The following is a 20,385-nucleotide window of genomic DNA, read 5'->3' on the forward strand; positions in this document are numbered from 1 at the left end:
TTCAGCTTGCCCTTACGTCAGATGGTTGGTCAACTTTGAATTGAATTCGGTCGGATTGAGGCCGAAATCCGCGCATAGCAGGATGTCGTCTGATCGATATGTTCCCACCGAAACATGCCTGATAACCTGTGGCACCGGCACACACAGGTTGATTTTCCCGGCACCGCCATTTTACGCTGTTTCATAATCCAAAGCCTGCTGAAGACGTATCATTTCCAAGAATGAGATCGCGGAATTCACTGTGGAATCAAAACCCGCCACCACGATAATTGCCGATATCTCGGACAGCACTCCGTTCTACATAGAAATGGGGGACGATCAGGCGCAGAAGTTCATACAACTCGAAATCGACCGCCTGAGAGACGTCGCCACGTCCTTCGGCGGCACCATGGTGGGACAAAAGGGCGACGACGCCCTATGCTACTTTTTTGATCAAGATGCTGCAGTGAGGGCGGCATTGGAAATGATAAGCCGTCCGCATGGCACTTTGTTGTCCGTTCACGCAGGTGTGCACCATGGCCCGATCGTTTTTGCAGAGAATGGCATATTCGGCGAAACCGTTAATCTGACGGCCAGACTGGCGGCTGCCGCGAACCCGGGCGAGGTTTGCATCAGCGAGAGTGTTGCAAACAACCTGAGCGCCGAGTTGAAGCAGATACTTACGCCAATTGGACCGCTTCGCCTGAAAGGGGTGAGCGATCCTGTGAGAGCCTATTCCATGCAGGTGCCCACAGATGGGCTGAGCACCGTTTTGCACCCGCCAACTCAGGTGGGCCGCGGCGCAAACTCGGATGATCAGAGCGATAACTTTGCCCTGATCCTGTATCACGACGACCGTTCGTGGCGTTGCCGTGAGGGAGGTGAGCTTAAAATCGGCAGGTCGAAACAATGCGATGTGGTTTTGCCTCAACCGTGGGTATCGCGGCTGCACGCGGTACTGAGCATGAAAAATGGCAAACTCATGCTGACAGATCGCAGCTCATCGGGGACCTATGTAAAGTTTGAAGACGCAAGGGAAATTCAATTGAAGCGCGAAGCGATTATGTTGGCAGGCAGCGGTCTGATTTCGCTGTCTCTGCCGTGCCAGCACGCAGACGCCCGACCCTTGGAATTTGAAATCGTGCGTCGATAGCTGCTTTTTTGGAAGCAGGTTTCCGGGTTCTGTGGTGAAAGTCTCAGAAAGATATATCCGTTTCGTGCTAGGATCGCCCTGCAGTCTTGATTTCAACAAGTTCAGGAGGGAAGCATGCCATTTGTTTTTTCGAACCAGTTGTGTCGCGGCGGTTTGATCCTGGGGGCGGCCGCGTTGCTATCCGGGGTGGAGGTTGCGGCGCAATCGGATATGCCAAATGCCTGCCCGGTAGATGGGTGCGAAGTTCGTATCGCATCTGTTGTAAAAAATGGGGATGAACTTACAATCACTTATGAGGCAAACTTCAACCCCGATGTCTCGAAGAACCACCTTCATGCGTGGTGGGGCGAAAGCTATGATGTCAAGCAGGTGGGCCGGAATGCTCAGAGTGAGTTTGATGTCGAGCAGGGCCGATGGCACCGGCACGACGATTATCCCACCTATGTGACCAAGGAAGCGGCCTCAACATCCGCGCGGGAGGGGGCTACGACAATGTGCGTCACCGCCGCCGACAGAGACCACAATATTCTGGACGCGACCAAGTATCATTGTGTTGACGTGCAGGAGCATCTCTGAAGCAAGGGTCCTGTCATGAGTTTCCCTGCTTTTATAGGCCGTTATGCCGTAGAACGGGAAATTGCCAGCGGCGGCTTTGCGGCCGTCGTTCTGGCGCGGGACGAAGAACTGGAAGTCCCCGTCACACTCAAGATCTTGCACGCCAATCTTGCTGCCAATGACAAGGTCATAAGTCATTTCCTTGAAGAAGCCCGGTTGCTGAGGCGCATTCGGTCTCCGCGTGTCGTGTCTGTTCACGATGTGGGTAGGCTGGAAGATGGGCGCCCCTATTTTGTCATGGACTATGCGGACAGGGGCACTTTGGCCGAACGCCTCAAACGTCTTGAACCGGCGGTTTTGGCGCGACGCGAAGGCGTGGGTGTTTTGATTGACGCGCTCGCCGATGGTCTGGCCGCGGTCCACGATGCCAATGTCGTGCATCGCGACATCAAGCCCGCCAATGTGCTTTTACAACGTATCAAGCGCCCGGTGGATCATGAGACTACGGACATCTTCACTGCGCTGGTCGAGCAAGACGAAAGAGTGTTTCTGGCCGATCTGGGGATCGCAAAGGACATGGCGATCGGTGTGACCGGGGCAACGATGATGGCCGGGACGCCGCTTTATCAAGCGCCGGAACAGGTTGAAAGCGGACAACCTGTTACTCCGATGACCGATATCTATTCGGCGACGGCGCTGATGTGGCATGTGTTAACGGGCCGCGCGCCGCCGCCATTTCATCGTATTTCCGAGAACCTGCCCGGACTGCCCGAGATGTGGCGCGATTGCATCGAACACGGAATGGCGCTGGACCCCGAAGCGCGGTTTCGGGAAATGGTTTCCTGGCGCGATGCGATGAACGACGCGCTGGACCGGGATCGGCGGGAGGCCGAATCCGAGGCGGTCACGCAGATATCGGAAAACCGGGTCGAGTGCCCCTACAAAGGATTGGCGGCTTTTCAGTCCGAAGACGCGGGCTATTTCTTCGGTCGCGAAGATCTGGTCGAAGAACTTGTCAGCAGGCTTCAACAAAGCAGAATGCTGGTCTTGGGCGGCTCTTCGGGCAGCGGCAAGTCATCGGTTCTGCGCGCCGGGCTGCTTCCTGCCGTGGCCGCAAACGCGATTCCCGGAAGCGAGAACTGGCGTGTTTGCGTATTCACTCCGGGTCGGGATCCGATGACCGATTTGTATTTCCAACTCATCGGGGACAATTCGCATCTTACCGCTCAGGTTTCATTGAATGATTTTATCGCCTATCCCAGCGCCGCGCGTCGTCTTGCCATGGCCAATGAAGGCGAGCTGCTGATTTGCATCGACCAGTTCGAAGAGCTTTTTACGCTGGTCACACAAGAGCGCCGACTGAAATTCATAGAAGCACTGTCCGCCATGACCGATCCGGCGGACAGTCGGGTTCGGACCGTCATCACAATTCGTGCCGATTTTTATGCGTCTTGTGCGGAAATTCCCTGGCTTGCGGACCGGATATCGGAAAACCAACTGTTGGTGGGGCCGATGACGCGTGCGGAACTTCGTCGCGCCATCAGCGAGCCTGCCCGTGCGGTTGGCCTGCATATGGACAGGTCCCTGATCGACGCGATTGTCGACGAGGCGGGGAAAGAGGCCGGTTCGCTGCCTTTGGTGGCGCATTCGCTTTATGAAACTTACATCCGGCGCAAGGGCGCGACCATGTCTCTGGACGGTTACCGTGAAGCAGGTGGCGTGACGGGTGCGATAAGTCAGACAGCGGAAACCCTGTTCTCGAACAGTTTTGACGACGACCAGCAAAACGCCACGCAGCGATTGTTCTTGCGTCTGGTGACCCCCGGAGAAGGCACACCGGATACACGCCGGCTGCTTCCGATAGATGAGGTCGAACAGGACATCGCACCGGATACCACACGGAAGGTTGTCGAGGCGCTGACAGACGCACGGCTGCTGACGGTGGATGAAAACACGGTCCAAATCGCCCATGAGGCCCTTCTTCGCACATGGCCGCGATTGCACTCGTGGATCGAGGACAGCCGGGACGATCTGCGCATGCGCCAGCGCATTCAGCATGACGCCAGCGAGTGGGACAGCGACAACCGAGAGCCCGACCTCTTGTATCGCGGTACGCGGTTGCTGGCGGCAGAGGAGTGGTCGGCCAAAAACGAAAACGTTCTGGGCAAGCTCGAGCGGGAGTTCCTGGGGCAGGCGCGTGATGCGCGCGAAACGGCGCTGGCAGCCTCAGAGCAGCGCAGGCGGCGGCGTCGGCTGTACTATCAGGTTGCTGCCGGGGCGCTGGCGGTGCTGACCATCGGGGCAACGGCGGCTTCATTTCTGGCCATTCGTGCCTCCAATCTTGCCGAGAGCAACCGCAAGATGGCTGTTGCGGCGACCGCCGAAGCGAATGAGCGTTTTGCGCGTGCGCTGGGTGCGGCGGCGCATGGTTTGTCCCAGTCGGACCCGCTGCTTGCACTTTCCCTTAGTGCCGAAGCCATCGTTCGGGCCAAGTCTGCCGGTTCAACCTCGGATGCGCGCTCTGCAATGCTGTTGGCGCGTCAAAGGTTAAGCGAGCCCGGTCTTATCCCATTGGGCAGCCCTCTGACAGTGGGCGACGCCCAGACCATGGACATCGATCCGGCAGGCCAGCGGGTCGCAGTGGGGCTGCGCGACGGGCGAATTGTGATTCACAGTGTCAGGGCGGATGAAGGGATTCTGGCAGAATTGGTCGGCCATTCCGGAGGTATCCGCGATATCGCGTTTTCGCCGGACGGCACCAAATTGTTGTCGGCTGCAACGGACGGGGACATACGATTATGGGATGTTGATCCCACCCGGTATGGTCCGTTGACGACGCTGTTTTCCGGCGACGATCTGGCGTTCGGCGTGGCTTTCGATTCAGTTGGTAAACGCGCCGCTTCGGCGACAGGCGACGGCACCGTTCGCCTGTGGAATCTGTCCGACGGAATGCAGATCGGCCCGCCCCTGGCGGAGCAACCGCTTGGCTTTAAAAGAGTGGCCTTTTCCCCGGTGTTGGAGGGACTGGTCGCAGGCAATGTTGACGGTGGCATTTTCGGCTGGGTGGATCGAGACGCGAGGGCCGCTTTTCCGACAATTCCGGGCGGCCCGCTCGGGCCTGATCCGGACCACCTTTCCTTCAGCCGGGACGGCAGCTTTTTCGCGGTATCTCATACAAACGGAAAGGTTACATCGATCGGTTTCCCCTCGGGCAGCCCGATCGTCGAGCGCTTTGCCAATGCGGATGATGTTGTTGCGGCGACGTATACCCGTACCGACGACATTCTGGTGGGTGCCACAGCGACGGGGGCGCTTCTTCTGGAGGATTCTGATCTGCAGCCTGTTGGATCTGTGGTGCAGGCGCATAGCCAGAGTATCGTGGATATCGATAGCGCAAGTCAGGTTCCCATATTGGCGACACTTGGACGGGATCAGCAGGTCAGGCTGTGGCGGATCGCGGCTGAGCCCAGCGAGGGCGACGCCCTGACCCTTGCGGGTGGGGCCAAGGCCCTTGGAGTTGCATACAGCCCTAATGGGACCAAGGTCGCCGTCGGAGACAGTGATGGCAATGTGTGGGTCTGGAATGTGGGCTCGACCATGAAACCCCTACGGCTGAAGGGGCACAGAAATCAGGTTTGGGCCATAGCGTTCTCGCAAGACGGTCGGCATCTCGTCTCGGGGGACCGGGATGGCGATATCCGGATCTGGGACGCAAGCGCACTGCAGATTGTGGATCAGTTCAATCTGGGGCAGACGCCCGTCTGGAACATTGCTCCGACCGCCTCATCGGTGTTGTTTGCGGCAACGGGGAATGGGGTTCACAGGATTGACGCGGCGGATACAAGCATCGTCCACACGATTGATCTGCCCGAGACGGCCATAAACCGTGTGAGCGTATCCCCTGACGAATCCAGATTGGCGGCAGCGTCCGCCGATGGAAAGGTCTATGTCTGGAGCATTGAAGATAACAGTTTGGAACGAGTCATAGACGCAGACGACAACACACTGTGGAGTGTTGCGTTCTCGGTCGATAATTCAAGACTAGCATCGGCGTCAAGCGACGAGGTGGTGAAAATCTGGGATTTGGAAACCGGCCAGGAACTTGCCTCTTATGGCGGACATAAAGGGGGCGCCACGGATATCGCTTTTCTGGCGGATCAAGCAACTCTGGTCGCGGTGGACAGATCCGGAGAATTGCATTGGTGGGATACGGTGGCCAATCGGCGGCTCATGCCGGTGCAGAAAGTGCATGCCGCCCCAAGCTGGAGAATTGCCCTTGCGCCCGATGGCCAGTCCTTTGCGACCACAAGCGAAGAAGGCGTGACCCGCGTCTGGAACAGGCTGAGCCTGGCGATTGCCTGCATGTTGAGCGCGCCATCATTCGATGCAGAGAGACGTGTTCAGTATCTGGGCAGCGAAAAGCCGACAACCAGCTGTGATCGCTTTCTTGAGTAGCGCCTGTCGCATTGTCAGCCAGCCTGTCGCCGCAATGCCAGTCAGATTGATCGTTCGGACCGCTGGGGACGTCACCAAATGCAGAAATTGCATTTGCCTGCAGTGGAATCGGCCCTCGGCCTAGATTTTCCACTTCGTTTCCGACAGTATATTAGTCACAGCTGCGGTGTGTTTATGGTTTGTAAGACTGCTGCTTATTGATGTGGGGATTTCGAGCGTTTCGACATTGGCTTTCTGCCTTGAAGCCATCAGGCTTGGGTCTTCGAGTTGATGAGGGCCATTGCACTGAACCGTCGGCGTGAACTGCGAGTTTGGGGGTTATGGAAGGCAACAGGGCGCAACCATCAGATTCTTCGGAAAGGGCGACCGTATCGGAACCGTCTGGCGCCATTTATTGGAGCCAGGCGCATGAGCTTGCGCGCGAGCGGCTGAATTTCGCGACGGCCAGCCGGGTTCCCGTGACGCTGTTTGTAGGCCGCACCGGAACCGGGCGGACCCTGTTGGCGCAGGAACTGATCGCGACAAACACTTCGGCCTTCGTCGTTCGGATGCTCGACAGTCTGGATCACTTGTCGGGCGAGGTGTTCTCGGATGTGTTGACCGCGTTCAACCCGAAACGAAGCCCCACCGTGACCCCCGCGCAAAGCCGCGAAAAACTGATCGCTCTGCTCGGCTCGCTGCATGCGGCGCGGAGGTTTCCGGTGCTTGTGGTTGATGACGCCGAGCAATTGTCGAACCTCTATCTCGGGGGGCTTTGTGACCTCTGTGATCAGGCTGTGGAACAGCGCCCACTGATGAAGCTTGTCCTGGTCGGGCGTCCGGATTTGGCCGATATCCTGTCCGGCGTAAGACCGGATCTTGTTGGCCCGGCATTTACTCTGGATTGCATGAGCGAGAAGGACGTTGGCGGTTATGTTCCTGCGCGTCTGGCAAGGATCGGCCTGCAGGATCGTAAATTGGACAAGGGTGCAGTACGCGAATTGTTTGTTCTATCAAATGGTATTCCGGCAAAGTTGAACGCCATTTGCGATGCGCTGAAAGAGCACGGACCAACAGACGGACCAGCAACAATCGACAAGGCTCAGGTGCGCCGGGTCGCCGCTTTGGTCAGAGCTTCCGATTCAGCGGGGCAGGGCAGAGGCGATGCCGAAGGGCAGCGCCACACACCCGCCAACGCCGAGCTTATGGCGCGGGCGAACCAGGTCGCAGGCATTTTGCAGAACGCTTCGGACACCGACCGGAGCGAGCCTGAGGTCTCTGAACAGGGTAAACGCCCGCTTGGCCGCGCTGCAGCGCTTGCAGCAGGGGCGCTGGCGCTGGTCGGGGGCGGGGCCTATCTGTTTGCGACGGGAGGGTTTTTGACTGATCGGGCCGAGGCACCGTTGAGTGAAGTGATCACCGGTACGACCAATGTGAGTGGTAATGTTCCGACACCGCGCAGCTTTTTGCCCGGCACCGCAGCCGAAGCCGAGGCGCGTGTCGCGCGCATTGCCAAAGCGCTGGGCGGGGCCGAGACCACGGCAACGGGTCAGTATCTGGCTGCGCTCGATCTGGCGGAAACCGCACCTGACGCAGCCGCGGTTGGATACGCACGCGCGGCGCTTTCAGGGCATGAGCGATCAGCATATTACCTCGGGCAGATTTATGAGACCGGAGAAGGAGTGCCTGTAGATCATGCTCTTGCGCGGATCTGGTACAACCGGGCCGCCTCTCAGATCGCGGGAGCCGCTGCACGTCTTGAGGACCTGCAGCCTTCGACGGAAGGTGGCGTGATCACCGTGCCGATACCTCTGTTCTCGCAAAAGATGCCGGATGGTACGGTCGAACTGGTCTGGACCAGCGGCGAAGGGGCCGATCCGATGGCCTACCGCGTCGAACTGTCATCTACGTTCAGCGACACCGCCCTCTATTCCGGGCGGGTCAGAACATCGGCCATACGGCTGAGACCTCCGCAAGCGGCGCGCACATGGCGGGTGATCGCATTGGACAGAAACGGCAGGGAAGTCGCCTCGCCCTGGATGGAGATCAGGCTGAGATAACCTCAGCCTGAACTGGTTTCAGCATCCGATAACTGCACAGATACGGGCGCGGTAGGCGGCGTTTGCCTCGCTTTCGATATTGGGTTGAACAGCGGTTTCGACCGGCCCGCACTCAAGCTGATAGTTCTCGCTCAGACCTAAATTCACGCATTGCGAAATATTCCAGCCGGGCGGAATGTCGTTGAGGTCGACATCATTCCACTTGGGGTGGCCCGATTGCTGAAGCGTTTGAAACTCTTTGGCGATCAGATGCGCCACATCGGCCACCGCATTGCAGCTGGCCCGATGATAACCGTTCCGTTCCGGCGTATATTCATAGGTCATCAGAACCGCTTTGACCGCCACAACGTCGATGGTCTCCTGCTGGAACGGATAGGTGCCCGCTTCGATCTTGGACGGGGTATAAACGGCAGACAGGGTCGGGTCGGTCACCGACAGCAGATGCAGCTTTTCCGGGTCGATCTGGTCGGTCTGGAACAGCTTTGTCGGTGCGCCTGCAACATAGAAGAACGCATCGATGCTGCCCTCCTGCAGCATTTGCAGCGATGTATCCGCATTGATTGTCAGACGTTCCGCAGGATTGACACCCGCCAGATCCAGAACCAGAGACGCGGTCAGGAAGGTGCCGCTGTCCTCGACCCCAACGGCGACCTTGCGGCCGGTCAGATCCGCCAGCGAGTTGATGTCGCGCTTGGCGAGAATATGCACCTCTTCGTTATAAAGCGGGAACGCGATGCGAACGCCGTAAATGGCGCGCGCAATTTCCGGGTCTTCGCTGGAATAGGTCTTGAGATATTCCAGCACATCACTTTGTACGATACCCAGCTGGGTGAAACGACGTTGGCGGACGCCCAGGAAATTCTCAAGCGATCCGGCGCTTTCGCGAACGTTCAGGTCGATCCCGCAGGCCGAGGCCAGCCCGCTCAGATCCCCTCCGATCTGGATGTAGGTTCCCGTTGGCCCCCCGGTCAGGATATTCCGCTCGAATGCCGAAGCGGTCGCGGGCAACATAAGGCTCAGGCCCGCCAAAAGGACGGTTCTGGTCAGCAGCTTCCCCAGCCTGAACAAACGCATGTCTTACCTCCCTCTCAAACAACAATAAGACTAACAGAACTCTCCGGACCGCACCAAATGGAGCAGCATGTGACGGTTGACCTCTCCGGTGGCGGTCTGCAGTGCGTCTACGGCGCACGCCCCGCTTGCCAGTTCGGCGGCCAACGTGTCGATGACATCACTTGAAAGACTGCCCAGACCCGGTGCGCCAATCAGCGCCGCGCGCACAACCTCGATTGGTTTTTGCGGCCCTGACACGGAACCGGTTGGCTCATCGGTCGGAGTGACTTGCGGGTCGTCCGCGACGGGCTCTTCCCCGCGCTGGATAACGGACGGGGCAGGTTGCGTCGCCACTTCGACGGACGGGCCTTCCAGCGCCTGAAGGCTTGCGGCAAGGTTCGACAATTGGTTCCGATACAATGCGGCCTGCTCGCGCAGCGCCTCCAACTCGGCCCGGGCTTCTGCCGTCTGCACCTCAGCCTCCTGCAAATCGGTTTTCTGTTGATCAAGCGCCGCTTCCGTTTCCTGCGCCGCTTGCGTTCTGGCCTCGGCCAACTCTTCCAGCTCTGATCGTACCGCGTCGCGTTGCGAGGCCAGTTCGGCGGTTTCCGAGGCAGCGCGATCCAATTCGTCGCGCGCAAGGGCAATCTCATCCAGTACCGCGTTCAACTCGGTCTCGGCTGTTGCCGCCTGTTCAAGCAACTCCAGCGTCCTGTCGCGTTCCTCGGTCGCCGCTGCAGTCTCGGCGGTCAGCGCATCGCGCTGGGCCTCAAGCTCGGCGATCTGAGTGCTGATCGTGTCGCGCTCACTGGTCGTTTCCGCAAGGCTCGCAGTAACGGTCTGCGCTTCGGCGCGCAGGCTTTCAAGCGCGGCGGCCTCTTGCGCGCCCGCCTCCCGGGCGGTCTGGATCGCGGATTGTAGCTGTGCAAGCTCTTCTCCGGTCGCGGCCAGCTCAACGGTCTTTTGCTCGCGCTCCTGACGCAAATCGTTCAGCGAGGCATAGAGGTCCACCTTGCTTTGCTCACCCTCTCTGATCTCTTCCGACAGGGATTGCCGCGATGCGTTCAGCTCGGCCAATGCCGTCTCTTGCCGGGTCAGGTCCTCCTGGGCCGCTGCCGTCTGGGTCTGCAGCGCCGCAAGTCCCTCGGTTGCAGCGGCGCGCTGGGCCTCCGCGTCTTCGATATCGGTCCGAACCGCATCAAGCGCCTGCCGAGCTTGCGTCAGTTCACCTTCGATCACGGATCTGTCGGTCAACAGTTGTTCGGTCGCGGCTTCCTGATCTCTCAACGCAGCAAGTCGACCTTGAACATCGGACAACGCGCTTTCTGCGGCGGCCTGCTGTTCCTGCGCAGTCTGTGCTGCGGTTTCAGCATCCGTACGTGCAGCCTGCAGCGCGGTGATTTCTTCCGACATTGCCGCACGCGAGACGCTGAGTTGGGCATTAGCCTGATCAAGCTCGCCTTGAGTTGCTTCTAGCTGCTGTCGAGCCGTGCTCAGTTCTGCTTCGACGGATGATTTTTCGCTCAGGGCAGCCTGCAGCGCGGCTTCCGTCTCGGCGACACTGGTGCGTAATTCGTCCAGTTGATCGCTGTTGCGCGCAAGTTCGGTATCAAGAGCGGACTTTTCCTCGGCCAGTGTCTGAAGCGCCTGTTCCGCTGATGCGATTTCGGCGGCGTTCTGGATTTTGTCGGTATTCTCCGCAGCCAACGTCTCCAGTTCTCCGCGCAGCGCCGCTTCCTGCTGTTGCAGCGCGCTCAGCGAAGTTTGGAGTTCACTTTCGCGTTCGGTCGCGGTCGCAATGGCGGCGGTCAGGGTTTCTTCCTCGGTGCGCCGGGTATCGACGGCTTCCTGAAGGCGGGTCAGGTCATTTGTTACGCCGGTTATACTCTGCTGCAGCGCTGAAAGGTTGGTCTCGGCCTCACTCAACTCTGCTTGCCGTGCGCTCAATGCTGTTGTGGCTTGATCCAGCTCGCTTTGTTTGGTGGCAATTTCAGCGGTCACGCTGTCCAGGGCCGACCTGTTTTGCGCCAGAGTTTCGTTCAGCGCGTCCAGTTGGGTGTTGGCTTCAAGCTGGCTGCGGGTCAGGTTCTCAACATCTGTGGCAAGCTCGGATGCAAGCATACGATCCGCGTCCATCTTGGTCTGAAGGTCTCGTGTCTCAAGCTTCATTTGCTCAAGATTGCCGACCTCGGCGGCGGCGGTTTCGATCTGCACATTCAGATCCGCAAGCCGAACTTCGGCCTGTTGGGTGGAGGCTTCAAGCCGACCCAGCTCTTGCCGCCGCTCGGCAATCGCAGACTGGCTGGCCTGACTTTCCTGTTCCAGCTGGCCACGTGCTTCTTCGAGCTCGGCAAGGCGCGAGGCGTTATCGCGCCGCTCAGAATCCACCGAGGTGATTTGCGCCTGCAATTCCGAAAGCTCGGTTTCGGCCTTCGCAATATCCGCCACCAGCGTGTCGCGGGTGGATTGTGCGCGGGTTATTTCCTCTTCCAGAAGGGCCAGAATTTTCCGAAGCGTCGCGGCGGTTTGCGGCGGCTCTTCGGTATTGGCTGAGGGATCTTCGGTGTCTTGCGCCAGAATAACCGGCGTCCAGGCTCCAAAAACCAGAACGAATATCATTAAACGAAACAGCCGAAACCGGACCATACACTCACTCTCCAATAGAAAGCTGCAGGGTAAATGTTCCACAGATTTATTAAAAAGTCTAACCCCAGCCCTGATGGCAGCCCGGAATTGAGATCACTGAATTCGTCTTTTTCGCAACGTGAGCATCCGATGGGCAGATTCGCCTGATATGAGAGTATTCGACCAGAGTCGAATAGGTGCCACGGATCGTGAGTTGGCCTGTTGTCGGCAGACGCATATTGGCCTTCTGCTTCGCCATCGTTCGCAAAGGCTTGTCAGTTCGCCGCACCTGCTTGGACAGAAATGGCCCGATCCTCAATATCTCGGCGGTGTCAGCCCTGATTGGAACCAGCTGACAAGCGAGACAATAGAAAAAACCGGCAGTCCCGTCGCCTGCTGAATATCTGCGGCATAGGGGCACATATTGGTGCATTCCAGAACAATCGCGCCCAGTTCGGGATGGTTTGATTGCAACGCAAGCGCGGCCTCGACATTGTCCGCGCGGGCCTTTTCCACGTCCATCGTTATTTCATTGTCGAGGATGGCCCGGGTGAACTCGCGCCCCCCCTCGGTGGTGCCGATAGGTGTGTCCTGCGGCACCTGCGCGCCCAGCAGGTGGTCCTGGGTCAGGGTCGAGGCCGAGATCGTCAGAATCCCTGTGCGTTTGCCTGCCGGAAGGGTGCGGTTCACCATGTCGACCTGCATCAGCGAGGAGGTCACGACCGGAACCGGAACCGCCTCAGACAATTCCTTCTGGAACAGGGACAGGAATCCGCAATTGGTGGTGATCCCGTCCGCCCCGTCTTTGACCAATTCCTGCGCGGCGTCGATGAAGGCCTCCAGCATGCCTTCGGCCTTGTGCCGGACGACCCGGTCGGGCGAGGCATCGCGGACAATGCGATAGAGCACCGGGAATGGCCATGTCAGCGCATTGCCCATATCGCCAGGAATACGGGGAAAGCGCGCATCCAGCATCAGAATGCCAACGGACGCGCCGTAGATGGATTTTCCGCCCCGAACGATCATGCCTGCGCCTCTTCGATGATGCGGGCCGAAATGACGTCGGACCCTTCCATGTAGATGCTGGATATCCCTTGCCGCACGGCCTCTTGCACCTGATCCATGCGCTTGGCGATATGGTTGCCCAAGATATGCGCAGCGTCGTCTGCGTTGCGATCCAGAAGGGCCTGCATGACCTGTTTGTGCTCGTCTTTCGAACGATGAAGCCGATCCATGCTCATCGAGATCCAGCGAATATAGCGGATGCGTTCGTTGATCCGGGTCAGGGTCTGCAACAGCTCGGCGTTGCCGGACAATTTTGCGATACCCAGATGGAAGGCCTCATCCCGGTTGACGGCCTCTGCGACGGTCAGGCCCGTGATGTCGATCCCGGTGGCATAAAGTTCATCTTTCAGCGACCGCAGGTCTTCGTCTGTGGCCTTGGCACAGGCTGCACGGACGGCTGCGACTTCGATGATCTGGCGTAGTTCGAACAGATCAAACACGCCCTGCGCGTCCAATGGGCGGCAGAAAAAACCCTGGCCGGGGCGGAAATCGAACAGCCGCTCGGCCACCAGCCGGTTCAACGCTTCGCGCAGGGGGGTGCGGCTGACGCCCAGCTCTTTTGACAGGGCCACCTCGTTCAGGCGGTCCCCGGGGCGCAGGTGGAAAGAGACCGCCATCGCCTTGACCTGATCATAGATGTCATCGACGCGCGGGCCCGCCATGTTGTCTGTCCTTTCGATTGCGATTCACAGGTGCCACAAGTGGTTCTTGAAATCAATATACAAAACTGTATACAGACATGTGTGCAATTTTGATCTGAAGGAATCGCAGGCCATGACGGGAACGAATTATCTGACCGGGGCAGAGGCAATGGTGCGCATGCTCGAAGCGCATGGCGTGACGCATATGTTCGGGCTGTGCGGTGATACCACGCTGCCATTCTATGACGCGCTGGCGCGTATGGATCATGGCATTCAGCATATTTTGACCCGGGATGAACGGCACGCGGCCTATATGGCGGACGGCTATGCGCGCGTGACCGGCAAGCCGGGCGTGTGCGAGGGCCCGTCCGGTGGTGGGGCGACTTATATTTTGCCGGGGGTGGTAGAGGCGAACGAAAGCTCGGTTCCCATTCTGGCGATCACGTCCGATGTGGCGACGTCCAGCCGAGGCAAATATCCGTTGACCGAACTGGACCAGCCCGCGCTGTTTCAGCCACTGGCGAAGTGGAATACCTCGCTGGATGATGCCACACGACTGCCGGCCATGGTGCGCGCCGCGTTCCGGGCGATGACCACTGGCACGCCGGGGGCAACGCATCTGGCACTGCCGTTTGACACGCAGAAGGCGCAGGTGGACGAGGCCGAGATCTGGGCCGACGCGCGGCATCGCAGCTATCCGGCCGAACGTGCCGGACCCGATCTGGACGCAATCGAAGCTGCGGCAGAGATACTGGTACAGGCAAAAAACGCCGTGGCCGTTTGTGGCGGCGGGCCGGTTCTGTCCGAGGCCGAAGGTGCGCTGCGCCGCGTTGCCGGTTTGCTGGATATGCCGGTTGCCACCACCGTATCGGGGCAGGGGTCCATCGCCGAAACCGATCCGCTGGCCCTTGGTGTGGTCGGATCAAACGGAGGCGTTCCGGCGACACGCGCAGTTGTGGATCAGGCCGATGTAGTCCTGTTCATCGGTTGTCGCGCCGGGTCGGTCACCACCGAACGTTGGCGCAGTCCGGGCCGCGACGCCACCGTCATCCATATCGATAGCGACCCGATGGTGATCGGTGCCAACTATCCCACCGAAGTGGCGATCTGCGCAGATGCCCGGCTGGCGCTGGAAGCTTTGGCAGACGCACTGGAAACACGGCAGGACTTGCCCAGCCTCGGCGGCACCGCCAAGGCGCGTGCAGCGTGGGAGGCTAAGCTGGCCGCGTTCGCGCCACTCGCGGCGAGCCGCGAGACCCCGATCCGCCCCGAGGCGGTCATGGCCGCGCTGATGGACATCCTCGATGATGATGCGATTGTCGTGGCTGATCCCGGTACGCCATGCCCCTACTTCAGCGCGCATTATCGCTGGCGCAAACCGGGGCGCCAGTTCATCACCAACCGGGCGCATGGGGCGTTGGGGTATTCGCTGGGCGCCGCCATGGGGGCGCATATCGGTCGCCCGTCGGTCAAGACTCTGTCCGTCATGGGCGACGGATCCTTCGGGTTCACCTGTGGCGAGTTCGAAACCATGGTCCGGCACAATATGCCGATTACCTCGATTGTGTTTTCGAACTCGGTTTTCGGCTGGATCAAGGCCGGACAGAATGCCGGGTTCGGCCAGCGGTATTATAATGTCGATTTCAACCGCACCGATCACGCGGCGGTGGCGTCGGCCTTTGGCGTGAAGTCATGGACGGTCAAAGACCCCGAGGAACTGCCCAAGGTTCTGAAACAGGCCATCGAACATGACGGCCCGACGCTGGTCGACATCCATTCGCAGCAGCTTCACGATGCGGCAGCGCCAGTTTCGGAATGGGTGGCGTAAGCCGCGATGGATTGGCTCAGCTGGTCCAGAAACGCCTGCGCGATGGTCGATAGGGGCCGCCCCTTGGCGGTGATGATTGCCAAGTCCAGCATGACCGCTGGCCGGAAGGGGCGGGTCTGATATCCGCTCTCTCCGTCGAAAGTGACGGTAAAGGGATCGATCATCGCCACGCCCATGCCCTGTTTGACGAAACTCAACAGGTTTTCGGACAGGTGCGTGTGGATTTGTGTCCTCCACGTGCGACCTGCGGTTTGAAAAATGTCACGAGTCCGGCGGTGGGTCTGGTGCTCGGGGCCCATGACGATGAAGGGTTCGTTTTCCAGAAGGTCCGGCGTCAGAACGTCATGTTTGGCCAGCGGGCTGCCTTCAGGGAAGGTGGCCAGCGTTTCGAACTGAAACACCTGATAGTTCAGTGTGTCGTGCAGGATCGGCATCTCGACAACGCCGATCTCGAACAGGCCCGAGATCACCCATTCTTGAATTTTGGATGAATATTGCGACTGAAAACTGACCGACAGGTTCGGGCGGCTTTTGGCAAAGCGCGCGATTTCTCGCGGCATGAAGCCGAATGACAGCAGATGAGGGGCCGCGACCTGCAACTGTCCGGGATGTTTGTTCTGCAGGTCGGTCACCGCCTGCGCCACATGGTCCAGCCCGCGCACGACCGTGTCGACCTCACGGTAGAGCAGCTCGGCCTCGGGCGTCGGCAGCAGGCGGCCCTTGTTGCGTTCAAACAGCGGCAATCGCGCCTCGCGTTCAAGCTGCGCCAGCAGGTTGCTGATCCCCGGTTGTGAAATGCCAAGAACCGAGGCCGCGCCGGTCACGGTTCCGGTTTCCATAATGGCGTGAAAGGCTTGTAACTGACGAAACCGTAGGGACATCTTTAAGCTATCATTTTTTCTGATGAATTCTCAAAGATATAGTATTTGAAATGATATGGGGGTCAAGGCAGGCTAGCGCTCGGCAACAGAGGGTGAAATGAGCGACCTGGACCAGAAAATCATTGGGTACGATTTGTGGCACCTGAAGCTGCCGGTCACGTCCCGTCGCGATCATGGTATCGGGTCTGTCGAAGGCGCGTGCGAGGTTGTGATCCTGCTGTTGCGGTCCGAAGACGGCACCGAGGGGTTTGGCGAAGCCTCGCCCTGGTCCGTGTTCACCGGCACGCCCGAGGCCACCTATGCCGCGCTGGACCGGTATTTGCGCCCTGTCGTTGTCGGGACCCGTGTCGGGGACCGGGCCGCGATCATGGCGCGCGCAGCCAATGCCGTGGCCCACTGCACCGAGGCCAAGGCGGCGCTGGAGACCGCACTGCTGGATCTGGCGGGCCGTCTCAGCGGTGTTCCTGTCTGGTCTCTTCTTGGCGGAAGATGCCGCGACAGCATCCCGCTGAGCTGTTCCATCGCCAATCCGGATTTTGCGCAGGATATCGATCTGCTGGCGCGGCTGCACGAGGATGGCGTCCGCATCGTCAAGCTCAAGACCGGGTTCCGGGATCATGCCTTTGATATCATGCGGTTGGAATATCTGGCGCAGAACCATCCCGAATTCTCGGTGCGCGTGGACTATAATCAGGGGCTCAGCATCGAGGACGCCCCCGCACAGGTACGCGACGTGGCGCAGTTCGCCCCCGATTTCATCGAACAACCGATAAGGGCGCATCACTTCGCGATGATGGCCCGGCTGCGGCAGATGATCGACGTACCGCTGTTGGCGGATGAGAGCGTGTTTGGCCCCGAAGACATGGAACGCGCGGCGCGTGAAGGGATCTGCGACGGGGTGTCGGTGAAAATCATGAAATCCGGTGGTCTGGCACGTGGTCAGACCGTTGCCCGCATCGCGGCAGCACATGGTCTGACGGCCTATGGTGGCGACATGTTCGAGGCCGGTCTGGCACATTTGGCAGGCACCCACATGATCGCCGCGACCCCTGAGATTACGCTGGGCTGTGAATTCTATCAGGCCTCCTATTTCCTGCACGAAGATATTCTGGAGCAGCCGTTTCGGATCAAAAACGGCCAGGTCATTGTCCCGACTGAACCGGGGTTGGGCGGCAGGCCGGATGTGGGCAAGCTGGACCACTATGCTATTGCCAAGGCGGTGGCGGCATGAGTGACAAGAAGACCATCGCCATCATCGGAGCGGGCATCGTCGGGGTGTCGGCAGCAGTCTGGCTGCAACGCGATGGTCATGATGTGATCCTGATCGACAAGGCCGGGCCGGGCGAAGGCACCTCGCACGGCAATGGCGGCGTTCTGGCCTCGTGTTCCATCGTGCCGGTGACGGTTCCGGGGCTCTTGCGCAAAGCGCCGAAAATGTTGTTGAGCCCGTCACAGCCGTTGTTTCTGAAATGGGGCTATCTACCCAGGCTGATCCCATGGTTGACGCAATATCTGAGCCATGCCAATGCAGACGATGCCGCACGGATTGCGGCGGCCCTGACCCCCATCGTGGGCGACAGTCTGAACGATCACCAAGCGCTGGCCGCCGGTACGGGTGCCGAGAAGTGGATCGTGCCGTCGGATTATCTGTTTCTTTACAATGACCGCGCTCATTTCGAAAGCGACGCCTTCGGCTGGAACCTTCGGCGCAAGCACGGGTTTCAGTGGGAAGAACTGGAAGGCAACGCATTCCATGCATACGATCCGGTGTTCAGCAAAGAGATCGGATTTGCCGCCAGATTGCCGGACCATGGCCGGATCACCGATCCCGGGCGCTATGTGAAAGACCTCGCCGCGCATGTGGAAGCAAACGGAGGCCGGATACTCCGAGCAAGCGTCGAAGATGTCGTGCGCGAAAACGGTCGCGTCATCGGTGTGCGCGCGGCCGGAGAGACCGTGCCTTGCGATACAGCCCTTGTGACCGCAGGGGTCTGGTCCGGGCCATTGGCGAAACGGTTGGGCATTTCTGTCCCGCTTGAAAGCGAACGTGGTTATCATCTTGAATTAGTAGAACCTTCTGCGATGCCGCGCAGTCCGGTCATGGTGGCCTCGGGCAAGTTTGTTGCCACGCCTATGGACGGGCGGATACGCTTGGCGGGAATTGTGGAGTTTGGTGGACTGGAGGCTTCGCCCTCGCGTGCGCCGTTCGAGTTGATGCGCAAGAATGCCCGGGCCGTGTTCCCCGGTATGACATGGAAGGAGGAGGTGGAATGGATGGGGCATAGGCCCGCCCCAACTGACTCGATCCCGATCATTGGCGATATTCCGGGAGTCGACGGGGCGTATATGGGCTTTGGCCACCATCACATCGGCCTGACAGGTGGGCCCAAAACGGGGCGCCTTCTGGCGCAGATGATCGCGGGCAGAACCCCGAATACGAATATGGGCGTCTATGCGCCTTCACGTTTCGCAACATAAAAATGCCGGTGAAAAACACCGTAGTTACGAAATTCAATTGGGAGGAAATGATGAAGAAACTAGCAACACTTCTGGCGGCAACCGCTTTGACGGCAACCGCTGCTGCACCAGCACTGGCCGAAAAATGGGACATGCCGATGGCCTATTCGGCATCGAACTTCCATTCCGCCACGGGTGCGGAATTTGCCAAATGCGTGACCACCGGAACCGGTGGCGAGATCGAGATTGTGACCCACCCGTCGGGTTCACTGTTCAAGGGTGCCGATATCAAACGCGCGATCCAAACCGGGCAGGCGCCAATTGGCGAGCGTCTGCTGTCCGGCCACCAGAACGAAAACGCGCTGTTCGGATTTGACTCAATCCCGTTCCTTGCAACCTCTTTCGATGACAGCGCCAAGCTGTGGGACGCTGCCAAACCGTCTATCGAAAAGCTGCTGGCTGAACAGAATCTGACCCTGCTTTATGCCGTGCCATGGCCGCCGCAGGGACTGTATTTCAAGGACGAAGTGAACTCGGTCGCCGATATGAAAGGTATCAAGTTCCGCTCTTACAACAACGCTACCTCACGTCTTGCTGAGCTGACGGGGATGCTGCCGGTGACCATCGAGGCGGCGGAAATCAGTCAGGCCTTCGCGACGGGCGTGGCGGATTCGATGGTGTCGTCAGGCTCCACCGGGTACGACCGCAAGGTCTGGGAAAGCCTTAACTATTTCTACGAAGTCGACGCTTGGTTGCCGCGCAACTACGTGATGGTCAATTCCGATGTCTGGTCGGGCGTCTCGGATGCCAACAAGAATGTCATCAAGGGCTGCGCCGAGCTGGCCGAATACGCAGGCAACTGGCGCGCCAAAGAGTACACCGGGTTCACGCTGCAAGGTTTGCGTGATGGCGGCATGACTGTCGGTCCGGCGTCCGAGCAGATGACAAACGAGCTGAAAGAGATCGGCGTCACCATGACCAATGAATGGCTTGAGGCCGCCGGGGACGAAGGCAAGGCCATCGTCGATGCGTTCAACGCGTCACAGTAACCTTCCGGATACGGGCGGCGGATCATGCCGCCCGTTCCACATCCAATCATAACACAGCGGGGACGGTATGGCGGTATTGCGAGGGCTTCGGTCCGTACTGGATTTCATCTATCTGGCAGCAGGGGTTCTGGCGGCGCTCAGCCTGATCGCCATTCTGGTGCTGATCGTGGTGCAGATGCTGGCTCGCTGGACCGGCGAGGTGTTTCCGGGTGCCCCGGACTACGCCGGATATGCCATGGCCGCAGCGTCCTTTCTGGCCTTTGCCAATGCCCTGAACCGGGGCAGCCATATCCGGGTCTCGATCCTGCTGAATGCGGTTCCGGACGGGGTGCGGCGCATTCTCGAAGTCTGGTGCTTTGCCATCGCAACCGCCGTCATGTGGTATTTCTGCTGGTACGCCTACCGCTTTGTCTTCTGGAGCTGGAAGTTCAACGATATCAGTCAGGGACAGGACAAAACCGCCCTGTGGATTCCACAATCCGCCATGCTGATCGGCGCGGTCATTCTGGCTATCGCTCTGACCGATCACCTGTTCCACGTCCTGTTCAAAGGCGATCACCGCATCACCCGCGATCTGGCCGATCAGAGCCACGGAGAGTAAGAGC

General features: G+C 59.2%; 14 protein-coding genes. 9 read left to right on the forward strand and 5 right to left on the reverse strand.

All coding sequences use genetic code 11. From position 1 onward, the window contains the following. The first annotated feature begins 241 nt into the window (after nt 1–241). The 4 genes from ACR0K9_RS07600 (at nt 242) to ACR0K9_RS07615 (ending at nt 8,181) form a co-directional block, all read left to right on the forward strand. Nucleotides 242–1,132: an adenylate/guanylate cyclase domain-containing protein gene (locus tag ACR0K9_RS07600; RefSeq protein ID WP_480822015.1), complete on the forward strand. Its 891-nt coding sequence runs from the start codon at nt 242–244 to the stop codon at nt 1,130–1,132. 114 nt (nt 1,133–1,246) lie between these two features. Next, nucleotides 1,247–1,708, forward strand: coding sequence for a hypothetical protein (locus tag ACR0K9_RS07605; RefSeq protein ID WP_480822017.1), 462 nt, complete (start codon nt 1,247–1,249; stop codon nt 1,706–1,708). 15 nt (nt 1,709–1,723) lie between these two features. Then, complete coding sequence (locus ACR0K9_RS07610; protein WP_480822019.1) at nt 1,724–6,142, forward strand: WD40 repeat domain-containing serine/threonine protein kinase; 4,419 nt, start codon at nt 1,724–1,726, stop codon at nt 6,140–6,142. 458 nt (nt 6,143–6,600) lie between these two features. After that, the gene (locus ACR0K9_RS07615; RefSeq protein WP_480822021.1) at nt 6,601–8,181 is read left to right on the forward strand and encodes an AAA family ATPase; all 1,581 of its coding nucleotides are present in this window, start codon (nt 6,601–6,603) and stop codon (nt 8,179–8,181) included. A gap of 18 nt (nt 8,182–8,199) precedes the next feature. Here ACR0K9_RS07615 and ACR0K9_RS07620 read toward each other — a convergent pair whose 3' ends face one another. The 4 genes from ACR0K9_RS07620 to ACR0K9_RS07635 form a co-directional block, all read right to left on the reverse strand. Beyond that, nucleotides 8,200–9,255 carry a TAXI family TRAP transporter solute-binding subunit gene (locus ACR0K9_RS07620; protein ID WP_480529812.1) on the reverse strand — a complete coding sequence of 352 codons (1,056 nt, stop codon included), beginning with the start codon at nt 9,253–9,255 and terminating at the stop codon, nt 8,200–8,202. Between the two features lie 30 nt (nt 9,256–9,285). Continuing rightward, nucleotides 9,286–11,880, reverse strand: a complete 2,595-nt coding sequence (locus ACR0K9_RS07625) for a coiled-coil domain-containing protein (protein ID WP_480822023.1) — start codon at nt 11,878–11,880, stop codon at nt 9,286–9,288. A 294-nt stretch (nt 11,881–12,174) separates the two neighbouring features. Then, a complete protein-coding gene (locus ACR0K9_RS07630) occupies nt 12,175–12,885 on the reverse strand; it encodes an aspartate/glutamate racemase family protein (protein WP_480822025.1) in 711 nt (236 codons plus the stop codon). Beyond that, on the reverse strand, nt 12,882–13,586 hold the full coding sequence (locus tag ACR0K9_RS07635) for a GntR family transcriptional regulator (RefSeq protein WP_480822027.1): 705 nt from the start codon (nt 13,584–13,586) through the stop codon (nt 12,882–12,884). The genes ACR0K9_RS07630 and ACR0K9_RS07635 overlap by 4 nt, the downstream gene beginning before the upstream one ends. A 112-nt stretch (nt 13,587–13,698) precedes the next feature. Between ACR0K9_RS07635 and ACR0K9_RS07640 the strand changes: the two genes are divergently transcribed. After that, nucleotides 13,699–15,393 (forward strand): thiamine pyrophosphate-binding protein, encoded by a 1,695-nt coding sequence (locus ACR0K9_RS07640; protein WP_480822029.1) that lies wholly within the window; start codon nt 13,699–13,701, stop codon nt 15,391–15,393. On the opposite strand, the gene ACR0K9_RS07645 is transcribed toward ACR0K9_RS07640, so the two are convergent. Beyond that, nucleotides 15,354–16,274 carry a LysR family transcriptional regulator gene (locus ACR0K9_RS07645; RefSeq protein WP_480822031.1) on the reverse strand — a complete coding sequence of 307 codons (921 nt, stop codon included), beginning with the start codon at nt 16,272–16,274 and terminating at the stop codon, nt 15,354–15,356. The two genes, ACR0K9_RS07640 and ACR0K9_RS07645, sit on opposite strands and share 40 nt — an antisense overlap. 97 nt (nt 16,275–16,371) lie before the next feature. On the opposite strand from ACR0K9_RS07645, the gene ACR0K9_RS07650 reads away from it, so the two are divergent. The 4 genes from ACR0K9_RS07650 (at nt 16,372) to ACR0K9_RS07665 (ending at nt 20,381) form a co-directional block, all read left to right on the forward strand. Further along, a complete protein-coding gene (locus tag ACR0K9_RS07650) occupies nt 16,372–17,505 on the forward strand; it encodes an enolase C-terminal domain-like protein (RefSeq protein WP_480822033.1) in 1,134 nt (377 codons plus the stop codon). Then, nucleotides 17,502–18,752: an NAD(P)/FAD-dependent oxidoreductase gene (locus ACR0K9_RS07655; RefSeq protein ID WP_480822035.1), complete on the forward strand. Its 1,251-nt coding sequence runs from the start codon at nt 17,502–17,504 to the stop codon at nt 18,750–18,752. Before ACR0K9_RS07650 ends, ACR0K9_RS07655 begins: the two co-directional genes overlap by 4 nt. Nucleotides 18,753–18,802: 50 nt before the next feature. Further along, nucleotides 18,803–19,780 carry a TRAP transporter substrate-binding protein gene (locus tag ACR0K9_RS07660; protein ID WP_480822037.1) on the forward strand — a complete coding sequence of 326 codons (978 nt, stop codon included), beginning with the start codon at nt 18,803–18,805 and terminating at the stop codon, nt 19,778–19,780. Nucleotides 19,781–19,847: 67 nt separating this feature from the next. Then, the gene (locus tag ACR0K9_RS07665) at nt 19,848–20,381 is read left to right on the forward strand and encodes a TRAP transporter small permease (RefSeq protein WP_480822039.1); all 534 of its coding nucleotides are present in this window, start codon (nt 19,848–19,850) and stop codon (nt 20,379–20,381) included. Nucleotides 20,382–20,385: the final 4 nt, after the last annotated feature.

It is taken from the genome of Ruegeria sp. L12, assembly GCF_056531745.1.